20 protein-coding genes are annotated in these 15,267 nt (G+C 55.9%); 12 read left to right on the top strand and 8 right to left on the bottom strand.

Going from position 1 to position 15,267, the window contains the following annotated elements; translation table 11 throughout:
• The first annotated feature begins 27 nt into the window (after positions 1-27).
• Positions 28-267 carry a hypothetical protein gene (locus tag AC13RM_RS02960; protein ID WP_374817739.1) on the top strand — a complete coding sequence of 80 codons (240 nt, stop codon included), beginning with the start codon at positions 28-30 and terminating at the stop codon, positions 265-267.
• Between the two features lie 408 nt (positions 268-675).
• On the opposite strand, the gene AC13RM_RS02955 is transcribed toward AC13RM_RS02960, so the two are convergent.
• The 4 genes from AC13RM_RS02955 to AC13RM_RS02940 form a co-directional block, all read right to left on the bottom strand.
• A complete protein-coding gene (locus AC13RM_RS02955; RefSeq protein ID WP_113231918.1) occupies positions 676-1,194 on the bottom strand; it encodes a sigma-70 family RNA polymerase sigma factor in 519 nt (172 codons plus the stop codon).
• 381 nt (positions 1,195-1,575) lie between these two features.
• Positions 1,576-1,950 carry a hypothetical protein gene (locus tag AC13RM_RS02950; RefSeq protein ID WP_440479432.1) on the bottom strand — a complete coding sequence of 125 codons (375 nt, stop codon included), beginning with the start codon at positions 1,948-1,950 and terminating at the stop codon, positions 1,576-1,578.
• Positions 1,951-2,176: 226 nt separating this feature from the next.
• Positions 2,177-2,665, bottom strand: a complete 489-nt coding sequence (locus tag AC13RM_RS02945) for a hypothetical protein (protein ID WP_488554546.1) — start codon at positions 2,663-2,665, stop codon at positions 2,177-2,179.
• An 81-nt stretch (positions 2,666-2,746) separates the two neighbouring features.
• On the bottom strand, positions 2,747-3,652 hold the full coding sequence (locus AC13RM_RS02940; protein WP_488554545.1) for a hypothetical protein: 906 nt from the start codon (positions 3,650-3,652) through the stop codon (positions 2,747-2,749).
• A 271-nt stretch (positions 3,653-3,923) separates the two neighbouring features.
• Between AC13RM_RS02940 and AC13RM_RS02935 the strand changes: the two genes are divergently transcribed.
• A complete protein-coding gene (locus tag AC13RM_RS02935) occupies positions 3,924-5,027 on the top strand; it encodes a DNA topoisomerase IB (RefSeq protein ID WP_285171158.1) in 1,104 nt (367 codons plus the stop codon).
• A gap of 37 nt (positions 5,028-5,064) precedes the next feature.
• Positions 5,065-5,928, top strand: a complete 864-nt coding sequence (locus AC13RM_RS02930) for an alpha/beta fold hydrolase (RefSeq protein ID WP_488554544.1) — start codon at positions 5,065-5,067, stop codon at positions 5,926-5,928.
• A gap of 26 nt (positions 5,929-5,954) precedes the next feature.
• Here the strand turns inward: AC13RM_RS02930 and AC13RM_RS02925 are convergent, their stop codons facing one another.
• Positions 5,955-6,170 (bottom strand): hypothetical protein, encoded by a 216-nt coding sequence (locus AC13RM_RS02925; protein ID WP_374817727.1) that lies wholly within the window; start codon positions 6,168-6,170, stop codon positions 5,955-5,957.
• A 230-nt stretch (positions 6,171-6,400) separates the two neighbouring features.
• Between AC13RM_RS02925 and AC13RM_RS02920 the strand changes: the two genes are divergently transcribed.
• The 6 genes from AC13RM_RS02920 (at position 6,401) to AC13RM_RS02895 (ending at position 9,975) form a co-directional block, all read left to right on the top strand.
• Positions 6,401-7,699 (top strand): NRAMP family divalent metal transporter, encoded by a 1,299-nt coding sequence (locus AC13RM_RS02920; protein ID WP_285171159.1) that lies wholly within the window; start codon positions 6,401-6,403, stop codon positions 7,697-7,699.
• An 85-nt stretch (positions 7,700-7,784) separates the two neighbouring features.
• Entirely contained in the window at positions 7,785-7,967 is a 183-nt protein-coding gene (locus AC13RM_RS02915; RefSeq protein ID WP_113231910.1) for a hypothetical protein, read from the top strand.
• Positions 7,968-8,033: 66 nt separating this feature from the next.
• Positions 8,034-8,534, top strand: a complete 501-nt coding sequence (locus AC13RM_RS02910) for a YciE/YciF ferroxidase family protein (protein WP_113388654.1) — start codon at positions 8,034-8,036, stop codon at positions 8,532-8,534.
• 62 nt (positions 8,535-8,596) lie between these two features.
• Entirely contained in the window at positions 8,597-8,851 is a 255-nt protein-coding gene (locus tag AC13RM_RS02905) for a DUF6894 family protein (RefSeq protein WP_113231908.1), read from the top strand.
• A 178-nt stretch (positions 8,852-9,029) separates the two neighbouring features.
• Positions 9,030-9,341, top strand: a complete 312-nt coding sequence (locus AC13RM_RS02900; protein WP_440479426.1) for a PepSY domain-containing protein — start codon at positions 9,030-9,032, stop codon at positions 9,339-9,341.
• 25 nt (positions 9,342-9,366) lie between these two features.
• Positions 9,367-9,975: a general stress protein gene (locus AC13RM_RS02895; RefSeq protein ID WP_113231906.1), complete on the top strand. Its 609-nt coding sequence runs from the start codon at positions 9,367-9,369 to the stop codon at positions 9,973-9,975.
• Positions 9,976-10,102: 127 nt separating this feature from the next.
• On the opposite strand, the gene AC13RM_RS02890 is transcribed toward AC13RM_RS02895, so the two are convergent.
• Positions 10,103-11,212 carry a PAS domain S-box protein gene (locus AC13RM_RS02890; protein WP_113229244.1) on the bottom strand — a complete coding sequence of 370 codons (1,110 nt, stop codon included), beginning with the start codon at positions 11,210-11,212 and terminating at the stop codon, positions 10,103-10,105.
• Positions 11,213-11,621: 409 nt separating this feature from the next.
• Between AC13RM_RS02890 and AC13RM_RS02885 the strand changes: the two genes are divergently transcribed.
• Both AC13RM_RS02885 and AC13RM_RS02880 read left to right on the top strand, forming a co-directional pair.
• Positions 11,622-12,338: a Crp/Fnr family transcriptional regulator gene (locus tag AC13RM_RS02885; protein ID WP_113229243.1), complete on the top strand. Its 717-nt coding sequence runs from the start codon at positions 11,622-11,624 to the stop codon at positions 12,336-12,338.
• A 59-nt stretch (positions 12,339-12,397) separates the two neighbouring features.
• Positions 12,398-12,640 (top strand): DUF6894 family protein, encoded by a 243-nt coding sequence (locus tag AC13RM_RS02880; protein WP_113229242.1) that lies wholly within the window; start codon positions 12,398-12,400, stop codon positions 12,638-12,640.
• A gap of 6 nt (positions 12,641-12,646) precedes the next feature.
• Here the strand turns inward: AC13RM_RS02880 and AC13RM_RS02875 are convergent, their stop codons facing one another.
• Positions 12,647-13,339, bottom strand: coding sequence for a Crp/Fnr family transcriptional regulator (locus tag AC13RM_RS02875; protein WP_285172625.1), 693 nt, complete (start codon positions 13,337-13,339; stop codon positions 12,647-12,649).
• A gap of 484 nt (positions 13,340-13,823) precedes the next feature.
• On the opposite strand from AC13RM_RS02875, the gene AC13RM_RS02870 reads away from it, so the two are divergent.
• Positions 13,824-14,222: a DUF1236 domain-containing protein gene (locus tag AC13RM_RS02870; protein ID WP_113229240.1), complete on the top strand. Its 399-nt coding sequence runs from the start codon at positions 13,824-13,826 to the stop codon at positions 14,220-14,222.
• Between the two features lie 108 nt (positions 14,223-14,330).
• Here AC13RM_RS02870 and AC13RM_RS02865 read toward each other — a convergent pair whose 3' ends face one another.
• Entirely contained in the window at positions 14,331-15,245 is a 915-nt protein-coding gene (locus AC13RM_RS02865) for a LysR family transcriptional regulator (RefSeq protein WP_285172624.1), read from the bottom strand.
• Positions 15,246-15,267 lie beyond the last annotated feature (22 nt).

Genomic DNA, 15,267 nt, shown 5'->3' with positions numbered 1-15,267 from the left:
GAGCGGGCTCCACAATGGAGATCATGAATGGTTCAGACGATCATCAAGAGATCAGATGCGCCGCTCGATTCGCGCGACTTGGACCTTTGCCAGCGCGTTTTTGATGAGATCCGGGCAGCGGCGGATATCCCGCGCCAATCGGAAGAAAGCGAGCGGATCGCTACTATAGTAATAGAACTATATCGCCAGGGTGTCAGGAATCCGCAGCAGCTGAAGATATTGGTGCAGGGTGCACGCGGCACTTTTCCAGGGATAGCAGAAGAATGAACAGCCATCTCTCTCTTTCGCGGGAAGATCTGCGGATCTGCATGGACGTCGTCAAATCGATAGCGCGTGGCAAAGGAGTCTCACGTGATCCGACTGCGGTTGCTCAGATCATGGCGACGGTCGCAAGATATTATAGCGGAGCCATGCAGGAACCGTCAGCCTTGCGTGCGGCGGCTCTCTCTGAGCTCGAAGGCAATTCTCGTGCTGAAGGGTGCGTGCCCATCGAGGCGTGGGACCAAGCTGAAGCTCCCTAACATGGCAAGAATTCAGCGATCAGACATCGAAGGAGCCAGATATGAGAAAGGAAACCGACAATATCACAATAAGCGACCAATCCACAGCTGCGGTTACCTCGGCGCATTTGCAGAAGTGAACCAAGCTCCATTCACGCGCAGGTCACGAAGGATCTTAGTGGATCGAAGCAGCACCACCTATCGAATTCTCGCCGAGCATTTTAACCAATGTCGCGCGTGCCCGTGAGACGCGGCTTTTAATGGTCCCGATCTCGCATCCGGAAAGTCTCGCCGCATCGTCATATGATAAACCGTCGACAATCATAAGAAGTGCGTCTCGTTGATATGGGGGAAGGCGAGTTAAGGCAGAGCGTACGTCAGCCGTATAAATGCAGAGCTGCTGGCGGCCTGCGACCGGAATTTCGAAAAGCCCATCATCATTCGAACGGAGCTGGACCCGTTTTTGGCGCTTGTATTCCGTCATGTAAGTGTTTCGCATAATGGTGAATGCCCAGCTCCTGAGCCTGGTTCCCGGAGTGAAGCTGTCGAGATGGGCAAGCATTTTGCCGACCGTCTCCTGCGTGAGATCGTCGACATCGGTTTCGCTAAAAACGAACCGCCGGGCAAAGTTGCGCAACGCTGGCAGCAGGGCGACGACTTCGTCCTGCAATGTAGAACACGCGGTTATGAGCATTTGATTTATCCTCCTGGATAAATCTGCAATGCTTACTCGTGCAGCTTGTTCCCCTTTCATATTCTTCCGTACGCAAGCGGACAGAACTATGTTCGAATATGTATAGGTAGCTTGCCTTTCCCGATCACAATTTTGCATCTTTGCTTAGCTGCGTGTGATGTCAATGCGCCGCTTTCCCAAATATACGGCGATCATTTTCTCTAATCGCTGCAAGAAGAGGGGCGGGAATTGCTTCGGTATTGACTTGTTCTTGGCGGTCGATCAGCGAAATTATTTTCGCTAGATATGTTCGACTCTGATTGATCGCTATCGCAATAGGCTCACTTCATAATTGTCGATTCATCATCCAGAAGTGAAATGATACGATCGGTAATGTAGATGCTAGCCCGCTTGGCGAATGTGCCTCGAAGCAGCCCCAACGGCTGTCGCAAGAAGCGGTCTTGTAGCGATCATCATCAAGCTGAGAGGTAGCCGCCGAAGGACGCGTCCGGTCACAAAGGCCGCCAAGGATGCTGCGGATAACTTCAGCCAGGGATACGCTCCAAGTTGGTCATGTGCAGAGGCATCAACCCATCGGATTCCACTGGAGGCGACATTCCTTGCTCGATATCTGATCGTCAGCAGTCGAATTCGCACGATTGCAATTTCAGTTCGTAGCTCCAGCAATTGCAGCTGGAGCTTTTCGCGAGAACCGATCTCCGCGTCGTAATGGGTTTCGAGTTTAGCTGTATCTTCGAGGCTGTCATTCTGATTCATCTGGTACTCTCCTTGTGGCAAATCAGACTCTGCTACCGCAACAGCCCTTGCCCAATATCAATGAATACCGGAGTGCCGGTGATAGGGCCGAGTAGACCCTTAATCACCTGGGCGACATCAATGGTACTTCTTCCAGCCGGACCAATTCACCTGAGGCACTTCAATTATTGTGCGTCATCCTCAATCCGCCGGTGTCCCGGTGTCGAGTTGTTGATGATAAAATCGGCTAACGTGTCATGCCGCACGCAAACCCTATCACCGCGGCCGCAACTATCGTCGCGAGCGGTCGCTCGCGAATCCTATGCTTGACTTCGCTTAGGAGGCCGGCGCCATCCGGCAAAGAGACGGAAGGGTCGGGCGCAGTCGTCGCCGGATCAGTTCGGCTCGCTTGGCGTGCTGCTCGATAAAGCGCACGAACCTCGGTTTTGGCGGCACCTTTGTCGCTGACCGCGTCGCCTGTCGTGACCTGCCCGTCCGAAGTGATAGGAAGCCTGTCTTCAAATGCATCAACATGATGCCGCGCCCTGCCTTTTTCGACCGCTTCTGAGGGGGCATGCTTCGGTAAGACTGCTGTATGGGTCGCGGAAACGGGATCGGACGCCGGGAATGTGTCCTCGAGGCCCTTTTCGAGTTCGTTTTTCGTTGCTTGCTTCTGCTGCTCCTCGCGTTCGTTCGAGAGGGATTGAACTGCAGGAGAATCGTTCCGTTTGGGCATCTCTGGCTCCGTTCTTGGCAATCGACTTATCTGACCATAATGAACCTAGTCCACTACGTAAGTGGGCACTTACCATTTGCTTCAGAGGCCCGGCCTGCGGGTCGCAACGACCAGGTCCTCTTCTTCGTCACGCTGCCGGCCCCCGAGGGCTGAAGCTGCGGAGGCGATGAAAGCGCCGACCAGCAGCGAAAGAGAACCGACCAGCGCGGTCGTCGCGCCCGCCTTTCTCGCCTTATCAGCCGCTTCTTTCGCCGCTGACTTCGCGTCATCGATCTGTTTAAGGACCGTATCGACGCGGTTGCGTGCATCGCTCTCAGAAAGACCGGTGCGTGCCGAAACAATAGCGGCCATATAGGACTTATCGCTATCGGGAATTTCTCCGCTGGCCGCACCTTGCAGGAGGATGCGTGAGATTTCTGCCGCTGCTGCCCGATCGTCGGATTGGGCGCGGTCTGAAACCTTTGCGGGCCGAAGCAGGGCGTCGGTAAAGTAAGCTGTCGCATCCGTCTTCGTCGCTGATGCAGCGGAGGCACTGACATCCGCGGCGGTTTGCGCGACCCTGCCCGCGGCATCGACTGACGCGCCCGCCAGCGATGTCAGCGAAGACGCTAGAAATCCAGCCACGAACACTGTTGCGAGCGCCCAACTCAGAAATCCATGCGCCGTGTCGCGGAAAAAGACCTCATCCGAGTGGACCTCCACCCATTTCGTGCGCAGCCTCCCCGTGAGGTAACCGCCGATCGCGGACGACAGCCATTGAACCACTATCAGCCAGATGGCGGCGGTGATACCGACGGTCGTCGCCGAGCTGCTTTGGCCGGACCACGGTGACACCATCGTCAAGCCAACCCCGGATCCGAGGAGAAGAAGGATAAGAGCAATGCCGGTCGCGGCGAGTGCGCCGCCGATGATCGGGGCCCAGACAATGGCCGGCTTGGACGACTCGACCGGGACTGTCCCCGCGGGCACTTCTTCGATAGAGGACATCTGCGCCTCCTATCGCGTGAAGAGAACGAGAAGAATGACGATTGGCAGGGGAATGCCGAGAAGCCAGAGCAGAATACCTCGACCCATGTTGAATATCCTCCAGACGTGAAACTCACGCCTATTGCAACGGCGATCGACATTGTTTGTTCCAGATGATCGTTCGCCAGTTAGGCGGACTTTCTCTGGGGTCGATGCTGATAATGCGCGGTTCTTTCCCGTCACGACATAAGGCGGCCTGGGAACCGCGACGCCGGACGGGAGTTATCGGCACATGAATCAGATAGTCGCCAAAGTCGAAGCCGCTGCCGCTGCCGCCGAAGCTAAGCTTCATTCCGGACTGATCTACATCGGCAATCTCGAAGACGGTATCAGCAGGAAGCCCGGAAGGAACGGATTTCTCTATTATCTTCCAAACGGAATAAGGATTAGGGATCGAGATGAGATCGCTCGCCTGAATGCCTTGGCTATTCCGCCCGCCTACACGAATGTCGTGATCTCAACCAATCCGTTGTCCCATCTTCAGGCCGTCGGTTTCGATGCCCGAGGCCGCAAACAGTATCGCTATCATCCGGAATGGCAGTCCGAGCGTGCCCGCACCAAGTTCGATCGCCTCGCCGATTTTGCCAACACCCTTCCTGAGATTCGCCAGCGCGTCGACGCCGATCTGCGCTCGCGCGGGTTGACGATGGAAAAGGCTTTGGCGACAGTGATCTGGATACTCGATAACCTCTATATTCGCGTGGGCAACACCGCATATGCCGAGGAGAACCGATCCTATGGGGTGACGACGCTGAAGAGCCGTCATGTCCAGGTGGAGGGGGGAACGGTCAAATTCCGCTTCAAGGGTAAATCAGGCAAAGAATGGAATCTGGCCCATAGCGACCGGCGGATCGCCAACGTCGTTCGACGTTTGCAGGAACTGCCAGGTCAGCAACTTTTTCAGTATGTCTGCGATGAGGGAGGCTGTCGCCAGATTTCGTCCCAAGATGTCAATGCGTATATCAGGGAAACGGCGGGAAGTGATTTCAGCTCGCGCCAATTCAGGACCTGGGGAGCGACCTGTATGGCAGTCTCGGCCTTGGCCCCTCTCACGGTCGGATCGTCGGAAAGCGCGATCACGCGCCAGCTTAATCAGGTCGTCGATGCCGTTGCAGCGATGCTCGTCAACACGCGCGCCGTTTGCAAGACATCCTATATTCATCCCGCGGTCTTCGAGGATTTCAGGAACGAGCGCCTCGGTGATGTTCTTAGGATTCAAACACGTAGTGAGCGGCTTTTAAAGTGGATGGACATGGAGGAGATCCGCGTATTGCGGTGGCTTCAAAGACGCGGGGCGAGGGATGTCAGCCTTAAAGAGGGGTCTGCATCCTCTTGAACGATCTGATCGGTGGACCGGGCAAGGGAGGCGAGAATTGTTTGACGGCATGGCAGTTGAGACCATTGATGTTGGACCGGGCAGTCTACGGGTTCGGTACGGAGGCAATGGGCCGCCCCTGCTTCTACTCCACGGGCATCCGCGAACGCACATGACCTGGGGCAAGGTGGCGGATTTGCTGTCTCCGCATTTCACCATCGTCTGTCCCGATCTCCGCGGGTTCGGGAAATCCTTTCAACCACCTGACACTGAAGATAGCCGACACTCGGCAAAGCGGGCAAAGGCGCTCGATTGCGTCAGCTTGATGCAGCTATTGGGTCATCGCAGCTTTGCCGTCGCGGGCCATGATCGTGGAAGCTACGTCGCTTTCAGGCTCGCCATGGATTATCCCGAGATCATCACGAGACTCGTCGTGATCGACAGTATTCCCATTATCGAACATCTCGAACGGATGGATTGGCGGTTCGCGCGCGATTGGTATCACTGGTTCTTCTTCGCCCAACCAGGCAAACCAGAACAGGCGATCAATGCCGATCCAAGAAGCTGGTACAAGGCGATCACACCTGAGTTCATGGGACAGGAAGCCTATCAGGATCTCATGGCGGCGATCCATGATCCGGCCGTCGTCCATGGAATGGTCGAAGATTATAGGGCTGGCTTGACAGTCGATCGCGAAGACGAATGGCAGGATCGCAAAGCCGGGAAAAAAATTACATGTCCGTTGTTATGCCTGTGGTCGACACATGATGATCTCGAGTATTTCTTTGGCGATCCGAGAAAGATCTGGCAATCGTGGGCAACCAAGGTTTCGGGGCATGGTATCGAGAGCGGGCATCACGTAGCAGAAGAGAACCCCCTCGATCTGGCACACGCGCTGCTTCACTTCCTCGAGGCGCCTTGACGTAAGGTTTTCCGCCCGGTTCTTGCCTATTGTTGCGGCATGTCTTCCGTCAGCTCGTTCAGCGTGGGCGTATGTCGCTTTGCGGCCATCAGCAGATCGAGCTCTATTGACGATGGACCGAAGCGGATGAAGAGATCTTCGGCGATGCGGTCGTCCAAAGCATACTTTTTCTGAAAATCGGCGAGCGTATATGCTGCGCCTCTGACTGGTCGGCGTCGCTCGAAGCGCCTTTGTTTCTCCATATGCGCGGTCTCCTCAATAGCGTCGCAGATCAAATGGATCAGGATGCGGAAGGTTCCCGCGCGGACAAGATATTGCGAAGAATAGCAGGAATTGATCGTATCGCCCCAAGCCTTTGGAACTGATTGCTTTAGCCCGGGCTGCATGTTGCGGAACAAATCGCCGATAAGCGCGGTTTGTTCGCACCGCGACCGACAAGATGCGTCTGTCCCGGTTCTGCAGGGAGGCAGTCATGAGCGGCTATCAGATGGACGACAAGAGCTCTGTCGTCGAACCTTCAAAACCACGTCTATTGGAAATTCTGGGACCAGGTCTGGTCACCGGTGCCTCGGACGATGATCCGAGCGGGATCGCGACTTACTCACAGGCGGGAGCTCAGTTCGGCTACCTCGCGAGTTGGACGCTGGTGTTCACCTATCCGCTGATGGTGGCGGTGCAGATGATCAGTGCCCGTATCGGCCGAACCACGGGCCGAGGTTTGGCGGGCAGCATGGCGAAATGTTATCCGCGCTGGGTCGGCGTCAGTGTCACTGTTCCGCTCCTGGTTGCTAACGTTATCAATCTCGGTGCCGATCTCGGTGCAATGGGAGATGCGGCACATTTGCTGCTGAATGGCAATTCACTGGTTTATGTCGCGGCTTTCGGCGTGATCTGCATCCTTCTGCAGCTCCTTCTCAAATACAAACGATACGTAGCCGTCCTGAAATGGTTGAGCCTCGCGCTCTTGTCATACATTGCGACCCTCTTTGTGGTCCATGTCGATTGGTCGACCTTTAGCCGCGGTCTCCTGATGCCGACCTTCAAAGCCGATCCAAATTACTGGTCGATGATCGTCGCGATCTTCGGGACCACCATCAGTCCCTATCTTTTCTTCTGGCAGGCTTCCCAAGAAGCCGAAGACCTCAAGGAGAAGCCGCGTGAACAACCTCTCGTCGACCATCCGCGGGAGGCGGAGAAGGCAAATACACGGATCACATTGGATACTGTCATCGGCATGGCCGCTTCCAATATCGTCGCGCTCGCGATCATCACGACGACCGCCGCGACGCTTAACAAAGCGGGCTCAACAAATATCGAGAGTTCTGTCGATGCGGCGAAAGCGATCGAGCCATTGGCCGGACCTTTTGCCAAGATCATCTTTGCAACAGGCATTATCGGAACCGGTCTTTTGGCGGTGCCCGTTCTCGCAGGTTCGGCTGCCTATGCCGTCGGCGAGGCGGCTCGCTGGAAGGTCGGGCTATCTCGCGAGCCGAGCGAGGCCAAGGCGTTCTATACGACCGTGGGCCTGGCGACCATTGTCGGCATGCTCTTGAACTTCACCCCCATCGCCCCGATGAAAGCCTTGTTCTGGAGTGCTGTGATCAACGGCGTGGTAGCCGTTCCCGTCATGGTGATCCTCATGCTGATCGCCTCCAATCGCGATGTCATGCAACAGTTCGTCATCGGCAGAGGCCTGAGTGCTGTCGGCTGGACCTCGTGCCTCGCGATGTTCGCAGCCGTTATAGGAATGGCGGTAACCGCGTTTTTTTGATCACTGCCGGGAACCAACATGTCCCAAGCCTGTTAAGACTGCGAGATCCATGAAGGTCTCGCAATCAAACAAGAGGAGAAACATCATGGCTTCCCAAGGTGGGTCCCACGATCAGCACGTCAAAGCCGGCCAGCAGAGCCACAAGAACACCAACAAGAATACCAACACGAAGCAGGCTTCGTCTCATAACGAGCAGTCCGGGGGCACCCGTGGCGGCAGCCACGAACAGCATGTGAAGGCCGGCCAGCAAAGCCACAAGAACTCCTGATAGAGTTCGCGAAGGAGGTCTGCATAGGCGGACTTCCTTTTAATCCTTATTCGATGGAGGACACCCATGGCATCCGAAAAGACACTCAACGATCTGTTTCTGGAAACGCTGAAAGACATCTATTACGCGGAAAAGCAAATCCTCAAAGCCTTGCCGAAGATGGCACGCGCAGCGCAGGCGCAGGAAGGCAAGGACGGCTTTCTCCACCATCGCGATGAGACCCAAGGTCACGTCGAACGACTGGAACAGGTATTCGAGCTCCTTGGAAAGCCCGCGCGCGGCAAGACCTGCGAAGCGATCCAGGGCATCATCGCAGAGGCTGACGAAATCATCGAAGAGTTCAAGGGAACTCCGGCACTCGATGCAGGTCTGATCTCTTCGGCGCAGGCCGTCGAGCATTACGAGATCGCGCGCTACGGCACACTCATTGAATGGGCCAAGCAGCTCGGCCTGAAGGACGCGGTACCTCTTCTCCAGCAGACGCTCGCGGAGGAAAAGGCGACGGATCAGAAGTTGACGAAGCTGGCAGAAACAGCGGCCAATGCAAAAGCCAAAAAGGCGGCATAGGACTGCAGCCGGCACTTCTTCTCCGGTGCGTTGCCCCGGCAGCGCACCGCCACAGGTCGAACATGACAACCTTTTATTTTGCAACGAAAGATCGCGAGACTGTGCTCGATGATGACGAGGGGCAAGATCTCCCGGATCTCATATCAGCGGTTGATGAGGCGAAGCGAATATTGGCGGAGATGGCCTTGGACGGTATTCCGAACAAGAATGGTGAATACCTTGCTGTTGAAATCGCCAGGAGCGACAGGATTTCGGTGGTGCGGCTCACTCTGACAATGGAGATCACGTACCTTGCTCTCAAGGATGATGGAACCTGACTGTATCCGGGTGAGTCGCCCGTCCCCGATCGTTGCGATCAGATCATTTCAGCACCTGGGCACGCATCGCGAGGAAGCAATCGCTGTCGCTCTTTGCCAGAAATCCATCTCCTGCTGAATTTATGGGAACAATCGGCCCTTTGTAGGGTTCGCCCCGTCAGCAACGAAAGGTCTAAACATGAACAAGCTTATCAGCATCACCTTTGTCGCGATGGCTTTCGCGACAGGATCGTTTGCGCAAAGTGAAAAACCAACCACATCGCAGACAACGCCCGCCGTCAACACTCAGCGCAACCCTGGAGCTCCGATCGCCGGCAAGAACAGCTTCAGTGAGAAGCAGGCGAAATCCCGCCTCGAAAACGCCGGATACAAGAATATTCGCGATCTGAAGCTCGATGACCAAGGCGTCTGGCGTGCAAGCGCCGACAAGGATGGCAAGCCTGTCGCCGTCTCCCTGGATTTCCAGGGCAACGTGACAATGGCAAAATAATCGACAACAAAGCGAGGAGCATCCAATGCAAACGGTTACTGGACTTTATGACAGCTACGATAATGCCCGCACCGCCGTAAAGGCCTTGGAGGATGCCGGTGTCGCTTCTGATGAGATCAGCATCATCACCAACAAGGCTGATGGCGTCGATGTGGAAGGACAAGGCAGCTATGGCGCGGAAGGCGCCGGTACCGGTGCTGGTATTGGTGCCGTTGCGGGTGGAGCCGGGGGCTTGCTTGCCGGGCTCGGCATGATCGCCATCCCCGGGGTGGGGCCGGTCGTTGCCGCCGGTTGGCTTGCTGCGACCGCTGCGGGTGCAGTAGCGGGCGCTGTGGCCGGCGGAGCTGTCGGGGGAATTGTTGGCGCGATGATCAAGGAAGGGATTCCCGAAGAGGATGCCCATTTCTATGCAGAGGGTATTCGCCGTGGCGGATCTCTGGTCGCTGCTCATGTCGAAGACAGTCTTGTACCGCAGGCTCAATCGATCCTTGCCGCGTCTCGGCCGGTCGACATTGCACAACGGCGCGCGAGCTATGTGGAGCAAGGATGGACCCGCTTCGACGAAGCCGCAGCTCCTTACACGTCGGAACAGATCCTGGCCGAGCGCGAGCGCAATCGCGCGCACCGCATCTAGAGCAATTCCAGGAAAAGTGTGTAGCGGTTGTCCGTCCGGAATTGCGAGAAAACAAAGAGATGGAGCGGTTCGGAGATTCCGTGAAAAGCTGAACCGCTCTAGGAAGCTGACCAACAGAATGGCCGGCTCAAGCCTCTTGCGGCGGTATCGCCCAGGGAAGAATATCGGCGGGAATTCGCAGCATAATCTTCAATCCCGCCGGATCCCAATCACGGCGGATCGAACCTTGAAGGGATCCAATCGTCGCCCGCTCGAGCTGGGAGCCGAAGCCTCCCGATCCCTCGGGTTGGCTGATCGATGGACCGCCTATTTCGGTCCAGGTCAACACAAAATCCGGATCGTAACGCACGTCGATCTCAATACGGCCTTCCGGCGTGGAGAGCGCGCCGTATTTCACTGCGTTCGTCGAGAATTCGTGGAGCAGAAGTGCCAGCGACGTCAGCACCGTCCCGCGTATCGCCACGTCCTGGCCGTGAATGGAAACCCGTTCGATGCCGGCGCCTTGGTGGGCGGCGAAAAGGGCTTTGACGAGCGTAAATAGCGACGTCTCGCGAAACTGAACGGCGGTGAGGTCGATATCCGGCAGCGTCAGTTCATAGGCGATTGCCAAGGTATTTATCCTTGCTCGGATGTCGCTCGTCAGCTCCTTGACCGTCGTTGCCGAGCGTTCGCTTACCCCGATTACCGCGCTCATGATGGCGAAGATATTCTTGATGCGGTGGTTCATTTCCCGCAGCAACAGCATCTGGCGTTCCGCCGCATGCTTGCGTTCGGAAATGCCGCGCGCAATTTTCGAGGCACCGATAATAGCGCCGTTACTGTCGCGAACCGGCGAAACCGTTAAGGAAATGTCGAGCAGACTTCCATCCTTGTGGCGACGGACGGTCTCATAGTGCTCTATTCGCTTTCCCTCGCGGATGCTGGCGATGATCGTGTTTTCCTCATGCCGGCGATCTGCCGGAATGATGATGGTGATATGCTGTCCGACTGCCTCTTCTGCGCTGAAGCCGAAAAGCCGCTCGGCACCCCTGTTCCAACTGGTAATGAAGCCGTCGAGGGATTTACTGACGATCGCGTCATCCGAACTTTCGACGATGGCAGCAAGCAGAGCTTGAGCTGAGGGGGTATCGCTACCGCCCTGCGGAGCCTCAATATCGAGAGCTGCATGCGCGGGTATTCTTGGTGTGACATAAGGGATATCTGTTGACGACGTGGACCGATTTGTCTTCCCAGGCATCTCCACCTCCCATTTTTCGGCAGACCAGGTCACATACCGTTCCCGGTGCCCATGTGACGCCTATATAGAAGTCATGCCGGCGAGATTTTATCTCGCAGATGATATTTATGCTCGGCATTCCCGAGCCGATATCATTTAAGTAAAGCCTTCAGCTCTTCAGCCGAAGAATGCCACCGTCTTTCACGGACAATAATAGTATCGGTTTATAGGCGCCATGCATCGAGCGAACTCGCATTGGTAAAATACGCGCAATTGGGAACTATGCCACAAAATCCGCTCTTCCGTCTGCTAGCGTACATTCCTTGTGACGCAGCTCCAAGAAGAGTAGCTTCTTTCATATTGTCCGGCTGGAGCTCAGACGGCAAGGCGTGCATGTCATGCTTTTGCCTAACCAGGAGGAAGCGCTGTAATGCCAGCTCCCCACCAGTCCAATATGCAAAATAAACTGCTCTCCATTCTTCCGTCTGCGGATTATGAGCAAATCGCGCCAGAGCTTGAATATATGGCGCTTCCGCGCGGCACGCTCATCGGAAAAGCCGGCCAGTCCATCGACTATGTTTATTTTCTGACATCCGGCATCGGGTCAATCGTCGCGGCGACGCCGGAAGGCCGCCGCGCCGAGGCTGGCGTGTTCGGCTTTGATGGCTATGTGCCGACATCGGCGGTTGCTGGCACCGAATTTAATGCTCACGATATTATCGTGCAGCTCGAGGCGGAGTCCTATCGGATGAACTATGGGTCGTTTCGTCATTTCATGGATAGAAATCGAAATTTCAACAAACTGATGGTCCGTTCCATCGAGGCCTTCTCCGTCCAATTGGCCTACACAGCTATTTCCAACGCTCTTCATGACGTGAACGAGAGGCTGGCGCGATGGCTGCTGATGTGCCACGACCGTGTATCCGGCAACGAGATCGCACTGACACATGAATTCATATCCCTGATGCTTGCCGTACGCCGGCCAAGCGTGACCACCTCGCTGCATATTCTCGAAGGCAATCGCTTCATCACGGCGGAGCGCGGCAGCATCACCATTCGAAATCGAGCGGCTCTCGAGGAATTCGCCCATGATGCCTACGGCAAGCCGGAAGAGGAATATCGGCGTTTGATGAAGGATCTCTTTTGATAGCGGCGGCAATTGCGCCAGTGGTATACTGGCGGTGGATAAGGGCTGAAGGGGCCTGCATGACGCGCTACTTCTTTCATATTCGCCGAAATGGCGAAATCGTCCGCGATGGCGAAGGCGATGAATTTGCCACCATCGAAGACGCGCGCTCGAGTGCGATAAGGGCCGTGCGGGAACTCGTTGCCGCGCGGATCAAGAATGGCCAGATGGTTCCCGATGAGCGTATCGAGGTTCACGACGAGGCAGATAAGTTGCAGTTCTCGATTTCATTTCACGCGGTCATTCGCGACCATTTGAAATAGCACTTGTCAGAAATCACCGATAAGGCGGCGATACTCCTCTTCCGGCTTACCATAGGAGCCGCCAGTAAATTCCTCAAGTCCTCTTCTGTCGCGGATCGTAATGCGGCCACGCTCGGCCCTGATGAGCTTCCTTCCCTCAAGAACGTGCAGCGCCGTCGTGATGCTCGGTCTTCTAACACTCAGCATCGCGGCGATGAAGTCATGCGTCAAGGCAATCTCGTCGCCATCCACCCGGTCATGGCACATGAGCAGCCAACGGGCGAGCCGTTCGTCCACCTGATAGTTTGCATTGCAAAGGGCCGTATAGGAGATCTGTGTCGCAAAAGTCTGAATGAAACGGGCCAAAAGATTGGCGAAGACGGGGTTTTCCGGCAATGCGGCGAGGAGTGCATGCAAGGGCATCCGTACACCCTGGCCATCCATTTGCATAAAGACCTCGTGGATGCTGATCGTCCCACCGACGCCGGCCGGCATCGGCAGAAAGCCTTCGCGTCCGACCATACCGGCTTCGGCGCGCTGACCGCCGGGCGAAATGGTAACGACAGAGCTAATTCCGCTTGAAAGGAAATAGACATGGTCGATCAGGCAATCGGCTCCGGCAACGTTGAAGCCGCGCTGGAGATCGATCTGCTCCAACTGCTTGCCGATGTTGCGAAATTCATCTGCGGGCAGGCGAGCGAGAAGCCGGTTCGTTGTCATTAAACGTTCTAGGTCGAGCATGGCTCTCGCGAAAGATCGAGCATGGGAATTGGGTCCTCGCCGGCATGCCCTTAGCTTTGTGGGCGGATCGCGATTCTATAGCACCCCCGTGTTCGGGATGATTTTGTGTACGCTGGCGGACGCTCGTCGCGCACAAAGTCCTGCGGCTGTTTCCGAGCTGGCGTTGCCGTGCCGTACGAAGCGACCGGAGGAGGACAGACCCTCCTATTGGATACTCCGTTTTGGATAATGTCCGCCAATGCTAACCTAATGCATGCGTTCGCTATAGCCAACATTCGGCGGCAGAAGACCATCGGCAAGTACCACGGCCCGCCCGGAGCATCTTTCGCAACCCTTTTCGCTCACGAAATTTGTCGCATGAGGTGAACTCGTGATGGCTGCAGATGGTAGCCAAAGAGGAACATTCTAAGGGCTGCGCAATTTTCCTTTCAGTTCATAAGAGCTAAATGCAAAGGAGAATGCTATGAGAACGAGACTTATCGTTTCAGCGGTTGCTGCCTTTGGCCTTCTCGCTGGTTCAGCCTTGGCACAGTCCTCTACGGTGACTGGAGCCGCGGGCGGCGCCGCCACCGGAGCGGTTGTAGGTGGCCCCGTCGGTGCCGCAGTTGGCGGTGTTGCCGGAGCGATTGCCGGTACTGCGATCGATCCGCCGCCGCAAAAAGTAATCACCTATGTTCAAGAGCAGCCAATGCCTCCATCCGAGGCCGTCGTACAAGACGAGATTGTCGTCGGTCGAACTCTCCCAGAGACCGTTGTCATCACACCGGTTCCGGATAACCCGACATACGGTTATGCTGTCGTGAACCATGAACGCGTGATCGTCCAACCGAAGACGCGCAAGGTTGTTCGCATCATTGAATAATGCCGAGAGGGCCTCCGAGAGAGGCCCTTTTTCTGCACCTTTCCGTCCGGAATTGCGTGAAAACAAAGAGATAGAACAGTTCAGAGATGCCGCAAAAACTGAACAGCTCTAGGCGAACTCTGAATATCGTTTGATGTTCTCTTCGAGAAGGTTGAGCAGCAGGTCGCGGGTTGGATCCCTCACAGCCTTCACCCAGGCGACCGCAAGCGGCAGCTTCTCCAACCGTGTGCCTGCGTGATCCGCCAGCGGCACGAACGTTACGCCATGAACGGCCAATTTTGATGTCCACCGCGGGACGATCGCAGAGCCAATTCCGGCGGCGACGAGGTTGATGATTGTTTGCTTTTCATCGGCGACTTGGGCAATGCGGGGGCGCATGTCGAATTCGGAAAAAAGTGTCATCGTCAGATCGTGGCTATGCGGTCGGGAACGCCGTTCGGGCACGATGAGTGGTTCATCACTGAGATCGACTATTCGGATCTCGTCTTTTAAAGCCAGAGGGCTTGTCGAGGCGATGGCAACGACGGCTGTTTCATGCAAGAGCGGCTTGATCACCAGGCTTCGGCTTAGCCCATCGCGAGGACGAATTAGGGCTATGTCAAGCCGACCGGCAAGCAGCTTCGGGATGAGCCTGATCGATTTGTCTTCCACAAGCTGCGTTACCGCATTTGGGGCAATTGCGCGAAAGTCGTGAAGAAGCAGGGGAACCAGGCCGGCAGCTGCGCTGTCGATCGCACCGATTCTTAAGAGCGGACTCGATTTGCGCCCTGTCGCTCGAAATTTCTCCGCCACGGCATCCAATCGGGCAAGGATTGGTTTGACCTCATCGAGGAGGAGAATCCCCTCTTCGCTCAGAGAAACGCTTCGTGTCGTTCGGCTGAAGAGCACGACGCCCAGGGATTCTTCCAGCATGCGAATGTGACGGCCAATGGATGCAGGTAGAATCCCAAGCCTTTGAGCCGCCCTGCCGAAATGAAGCTCTTCGGCAACGGCAACGAAGCATCTGATTTGTTCGAGTTCCATATGTCAGCCATTATATCATTTA

It is taken from the genome of Martinezella sp. CNPSo 3732 (assembly GCF_057784515.1).
This window is presented reverse-complemented; position numbering and strand designations above follow the sequence as displayed.

Excerpts from the sequence above, each read along its gene's own strand:
- AC13RM_RS02920 (WP_285171159.1), top strand. The coding sequence starts at position 6,401 with ATGAGCGGCTATCAGATGGACGACAAGAGCTCTGTCGTCGAACCTTCA.
- AC13RM_RS02885 (WP_113229243.1), top strand. The coding sequence starts at position 11,622 with ATGCCAGCTCCCCACCAGTCCAATATGCAAAATAAACTGCTCTCCATT.
- AC13RM_RS02875 (WP_285172625.1), bottom strand. The coding sequence starts at position 13,339 with ATGACAACGAACCGGCTTCTCGCTCGCCTGCCCGCAGATGAATTTCGC.
- AC13RM_RS02925 (WP_374817727.1), bottom strand. The coding sequence starts at position 6,170 with ATGGAGAAACAAAGGCGCTTCGAGCGACGCCGACCAGTCAGAGGCGCA.
- AC13RM_RS02890 (WP_113229244.1), bottom strand. The coding sequence starts at position 11,212 with ATGCCTGGGAAGACAAATCGGTCCACGTCGTCAACAGATATCCCTTAT.
- AC13RM_RS02955 (WP_113231918.1), bottom strand. The coding sequence starts at position 1,194 with ATGCTCATAACCGCGTGTTCTACATTGCAGGACGAAGTCGTCGCCCTG.
- AC13RM_RS02910 (WP_113388654.1), top strand. The coding sequence starts at position 8,034 with ATGGCATCCGAAAAGACACTCAACGATCTGTTTCTGGAAACGCTGAAA.
- AC13RM_RS02865 (WP_285172624.1), bottom strand. The coding sequence starts at position 15,245 with ATGGAACTCGAACAAATCAGATGCTTCGTTGCCGTTGCCGAAGAGCTT.
- AC13RM_RS02940 (WP_488554545.1), bottom strand. The coding sequence starts at position 3,652 with ATGTCCTCTATCGAAGAAGTGCCCGCGGGGACAGTCCCGGTCGAGTCG.
- AC13RM_RS02915 (WP_113231910.1), top strand. The coding sequence starts at position 7,785 with ATGGCTTCCCAAGGTGGGTCCCACGATCAGCACGTCAAAGCCGGCCAG.
- AC13RM_RS02880 (WP_113229242.1), top strand. The coding sequence starts at position 12,398 with ATGACGCGCTACTTCTTTCATATTCGCCGAAATGGCGAAATCGTCCGC.
- AC13RM_RS02950 (WP_440479432.1), bottom strand. The coding sequence starts at position 1,950 with ATGAATCAGAATGACAGCCTCGAAGATACAGCTAAACTCGAAACCCAT.
- AC13RM_RS02935 (WP_285171158.1), top strand. The coding sequence starts at position 3,924 with ATGAATCAGATAGTCGCCAAAGTCGAAGCCGCTGCCGCTGCCGCCGAA.
- AC13RM_RS02900 (WP_440479426.1), top strand. The coding sequence starts at position 9,030 with ATGAACAAGCTTATCAGCATCACCTTTGTCGCGATGGCTTTCGCGACA.
- AC13RM_RS02870 (WP_113229240.1), top strand. The coding sequence starts at position 13,824 with ATGAGAACGAGACTTATCGTTTCAGCGGTTGCTGCCTTTGGCCTTCTC.
- AC13RM_RS02945 (WP_488554546.1), bottom strand. The coding sequence starts at position 2,665 with ATGCCCAAACGGAACGATTCTCCTGCAGTTCAATCCCTCTCGAACGAA.
- AC13RM_RS02905 (WP_113231908.1), top strand. The coding sequence starts at position 8,597 with ATGACAACCTTTTATTTTGCAACGAAAGATCGCGAGACTGTGCTCGAT.
- AC13RM_RS02960 (WP_374817739.1), top strand. The coding sequence starts at position 28 with ATGGTTCAGACGATCATCAAGAGATCAGATGCGCCGCTCGATTCGCGC.
- AC13RM_RS02895 (WP_113231906.1), top strand. The coding sequence starts at position 9,367 with ATGCAAACGGTTACTGGACTTTATGACAGCTACGATAATGCCCGCACC.